Source organism: Bizionia sediminis, assembly GCF_042684585.1.
GTDB classification, from domain to species: domain Bacteria; phylum Bacteroidota; class Bacteroidia; order Flavobacteriales; family Flavobacteriaceae; genus Algorimicrobium; species Algorimicrobium sediminis.
In genome coordinates, this window is record NZ_JBHULS010000016.1 from 1 (window position 1) to 3,095 (window position 3,095).

The following is a 3,095-nucleotide window of genomic DNA, read 5'->3' on the forward strand; positions in this document are numbered from 1 at the left end:
ATGAGTAATTTTAAATCGAAACCTACTTTTTCGTAGGATTTTTTTCGGCAGGGTCCTTTTTGTTCTTTCATCTTTATTTGTAATAAGTTGTCTAATTTTTAGTCAACCTATTTCAGGAAAGTTCATTGCTTAAATTACCCACAACGGTTGGGCTATGAACAGTTGCTTGAGTTAGCACGGACTTTCGCAAGTACACGAAAAGCTGAAAATTCCTGCGGAATTTTCAGGATGAGCTTGTAATAGCAATTGTTTATAGCCATTGTTGTGTGTAGTGCTTTTCATTCAGTCGCTAAATCCATTTTTTGGTTCAGTAGTTCAACATTAAAATTAATTTTTGCGTTCAAAGCTCTAAAAACCTTTAAAATAGTTTCAAATCTGGCATCGGTCAAATTATTTTCAATTTTCGAGATTTGTGCTTTTTTCACGCCAATTAGTTCTCCAAGTTGGGTTTGGGTCAATTTTCTTTCTTTTCGAGCCTGCTTGATAGCTTCTCCGATTAAGTCAAGTCGCAATTCGTTTTCATAAGCATCTCTTTCCGCTGTTCCTTTTTTCCCAATGTATTTGTCTTTTACTTCGTCAAGTGTGTATGTTTTCATTACTTCTTGTTTTTGGATTCAAAATATTTATTCATCATTTCGGTAGCTTTGTCAATTTCCTTTTTGGGTGTTTTCTGCGTTTTCTTTACAATTCCGTGAGTTGCAATTACAATGGTCACTTTATTGTCCGTTTTATCCCAAAATGCAAAAAGTCGGTATTGCTTTTTGTTGTACAAAGTCCGAAATTCCCAAATATCCGAAGTCAGTTTTTTTAAGAGAGCATTGTCGGTTTTAACTTTAGCTCTGTCGATATTAAACAGGATTTTATTCCGAGCCTTTTTGTCAATTCCATCAAGAAATTCAAAAACTTCTTTTAGAAACTCAACTTTAAATTTTTCCGTCATTCAGATATTTATTTTTCACAAAGATATAAGTTTCCTTTTTAGTAAACAAATTTAATTTTGAAAACGGATTTTTCGCATTACACACAACGGTCTTGTATATGGCTCGTAGCGTGCAAATTAGCGATAACTATTCGGTTGAGCACGAGCCGAATTTTTTAATTTTCTTATTACCTTTATTTTCAATAAGCCAAATTAAAAAATTTGGCGGACTTCGCAAATATGCGTGTATTTCGATTAATCAACTAACTAGCTATGAGCTATATACGGTGTTGGGCATAGTTTTTTTATTCATTACAATATTTTTCTAATTCTGAAATATCTGTTTGGTATTTTGGATATTTTTCCAATAGTTTTAGTTCAATTGCTCTTTGTTTATCAGCGCAAGCCTTTTCTTTCGCGTCTATTGCTTTATAAATCAGAGCTCTGGTTTTGTAAGAAATTGAATTATCTGGTGCTTTGTCAATCGAAATGTTTACATCTTTTAAAGCCTCATCATAATTTTTAGTCAAATAATGAACTACGCTACGATGCTCGTAAGAGTAAGCATTGGGATTTACCTCAAGTTCGGCTGTAAAATCATCTATCGCCTTTTGATATTCTCCGATATTTCGATAAGCGTACCCACGATTTGTTCGTGATGTATGTTTTTCAGGTTTTAATGCTATAACTTTGGTAAAATCTTCAATACATTCTTTAAAATTCAAGTTTTTCTCTCTGACATAACCTCGCTGAAATAATAATTCCGCATTGTTAGGATATAGTTTTATTAATTCAGTCAGATTTTTTTCGGCTTTTTCCCATTTCTCATTTTCAATTTGCTTTTGTGTAATTTCAAGCAAATCATTCGGCGAAACATTTTTAGTCGTTCCACAACTGACAATTATTAAAGTCAAAAATATTAATGTTAATTTCTTCATTTTTTCAAATTATGCCCAACGTTCTTGTATATGAAAAGTAGCGGATTTATACGTTGACTTTTCGGACGTTGTGATTGTTTATTTTGTGTAATAACTTTGGGCCTATTACTTAACCACTATTTTTTATATACGTTGTTGTGTGTAGTGTTTTAATAATCCAATGACATTTTACCATATTTTCCTTATTAATGGTATTCCAAAAATTAAAGCTGTGTAAACCAAGAATTCTGTGTAATCGTAGTCGGGAAAAATACCTCTAAAAATTTTTGTACTACTATTGTGTTTTTCTTTTTTATATTCAAATGGATTATCAGAATGAGAACTATAAGTATTAAAATCTATGAAGGGGTAAAATGAATTTTCTGTATTATTTTTACCATCTGTAAAATAATATATTTTGTTATTTTGGTAATAACGTGTTCTTGTAAGGTCGTTATGAAAAACGGTGTGGGATTCATGTTTTTCGCTTTTATTGCTCATCTTAAAAACGTTCACAAAAAGTGCAAAACAATTTATAATCATTAAAACAATTATAATTCTTCTTTCTTTCTTTGAAAATGTTATTTTTCCCATTTAGTTTTTATTTTCTAAATTTAACTAAAATTTTATTTTATGTTACCAACTATTTATTCGGATTTTTGCAATGAGGTTAAAGAAATGTCTTTAGGTATTGAAGGAAACAACCAACTATACATTACTTGTGATAAGTCACATCCGAAATCAATTCTAACATCTCCTTCAATTAAACACTATTCTACTGTTGTTGATATTCTAAAAAAGATTTATGGTTCTAACTATAACGACAAAGAAGAATATTATTCAGAACAATATAAAGATTGTGATGAAATATACCTGCACTTTGTTAAATTGTAAATTTAAAGTGTGTTTCTTCTTTTTCTTTAGCTTCCATTATGTCCTTGTATAGTTTGTGATTCTTGTTTAATTTATTCTCATCTACATTCCAAGCATCAATTGTTATTTCTACTTTGGTATCATAATATCCTGCTCCTAAATCCTCCATATACTCTTTTACTTCTTTTTCCGTTTTTAGTGGTAATTGGTTAAAGTATGCTAATTTCCAAATCGGTTTCTTTTTCATTTAGTTTCGTTTTGTATTATACTGAAATAGGTTGACCATTTTTTTGTTAATTTTTGTGTTCAAACTATTTTTTTTAGCCGTTTGGAAGGCAAAAAACAGTTTGAACTAGGTCGTTTTTTAAATTGTTAATTCAAGTAAA

The 3,095-nt window shown here is 30.2% G+C and carries 6 protein-coding genes; 1 reads left to right on the forward strand and 5 read right to left on the reverse strand.

Annotation, left to right across the window (positions count from 1 at the left end):
* Positions 1-278: 278 nt before the first annotated feature.
* The 4 genes from ACFSQP_RS13010 to ACFSQP_RS13025 all read right to left on the reverse strand — a co-directional run bounded on the left by ACFSQP_RS13010 (position 279) and on the right by ACFSQP_RS13025 (position 2,430).
* A complete protein-coding gene (locus tag ACFSQP_RS13010) occupies positions 279-596 on the reverse strand; it encodes a helix-turn-helix domain-containing protein (RefSeq protein WP_376895200.1) in 318 nt (105 codons plus the stop codon).
* Complete coding sequence (locus ACFSQP_RS13015) at positions 596-940, reverse strand: type II toxin-antitoxin system RelE/ParE family toxin (protein WP_376895202.1); 345 nt, start codon at positions 938-940, stop codon at positions 596-598. Before ACFSQP_RS13015 ends, ACFSQP_RS13010 begins: the two co-directional genes overlap by 1 nt.
* Positions 941-1,224: 284 nt before the next feature.
* Positions 1,225-1,857: a tetratricopeptide repeat protein gene (locus tag ACFSQP_RS13020; RefSeq protein WP_376895203.1), complete on the reverse strand. Its 633-nt coding sequence runs from the start codon at positions 1,855-1,857 to the stop codon at positions 1,225-1,227.
* A 168-nt stretch (positions 1,858-2,025) separates the two neighbouring features.
* Positions 2,026-2,430, reverse strand: a complete 405-nt coding sequence (locus tag ACFSQP_RS13025; protein WP_376895205.1) for a hypothetical protein — start codon at positions 2,428-2,430, stop codon at positions 2,026-2,028.
* A gap of 39 nt (positions 2,431-2,469) precedes the next feature.
* Between ACFSQP_RS13025 and ACFSQP_RS13030 the strand changes: the two genes are divergently transcribed.
* The gene (locus ACFSQP_RS13030) at positions 2,470-2,730 is read left to right on the forward strand and encodes a hypothetical protein (RefSeq protein ID WP_376895207.1); all 261 of its coding nucleotides are present in this window, start codon (positions 2,470-2,472) and stop codon (positions 2,728-2,730) included.
* Here ACFSQP_RS13030 and ACFSQP_RS13035 read toward each other — a convergent pair.
* Positions 2,720-2,956, reverse strand: coding sequence for a hypothetical protein (locus ACFSQP_RS13035; protein ID WP_376895209.1), 237 nt, complete (start codon positions 2,954-2,956; stop codon positions 2,720-2,722). The genes ACFSQP_RS13030 and ACFSQP_RS13035 overlap by 11 nt on opposite strands.
* Positions 2,957-3,095 lie beyond the last annotated feature (139 nt).

What these genes read in the sequence shown, in the direction of transcription:
- ACFSQP_RS13010 (WP_376895200.1), bottom strand. Translation starts at nt 596, where the DNA reads ATGAAAACATACACACTTGACGAAGTAAAAGACAAATACATTGGGAAA.
- ACFSQP_RS13015 (WP_376895202.1), bottom strand. Translation starts at nt 940, where the DNA reads ATGACGGAAAAATTTAAAGTTGAGTTTCTAAAAGAAGTTTTTGAATTT.
- ACFSQP_RS13020 (WP_376895203.1), bottom strand. Translation starts at nt 1,857, where the DNA reads ATGAAGAAATTAACATTAATATTTTTGACTTTAATAATTGTCAGTTGT.
- ACFSQP_RS13025 (WP_376895205.1), bottom strand. Translation starts at nt 2,430, where the DNA reads ATGGGAAAAATAACATTTTCAAAGAAAGAAAGAAGAATTATAATTGTT.
- ACFSQP_RS13030 (WP_376895207.1), top strand. Translation starts at nt 2,470, where the DNA reads ATGTTACCAACTATTTATTCGGATTTTTGCAATGAGGTTAAAGAAATG.
- ACFSQP_RS13035 (WP_376895209.1), bottom strand. Translation starts at nt 2,956, where the DNA reads ATGAAAAAGAAACCGATTTGGAAATTAGCATACTTTAACCAATTACCA.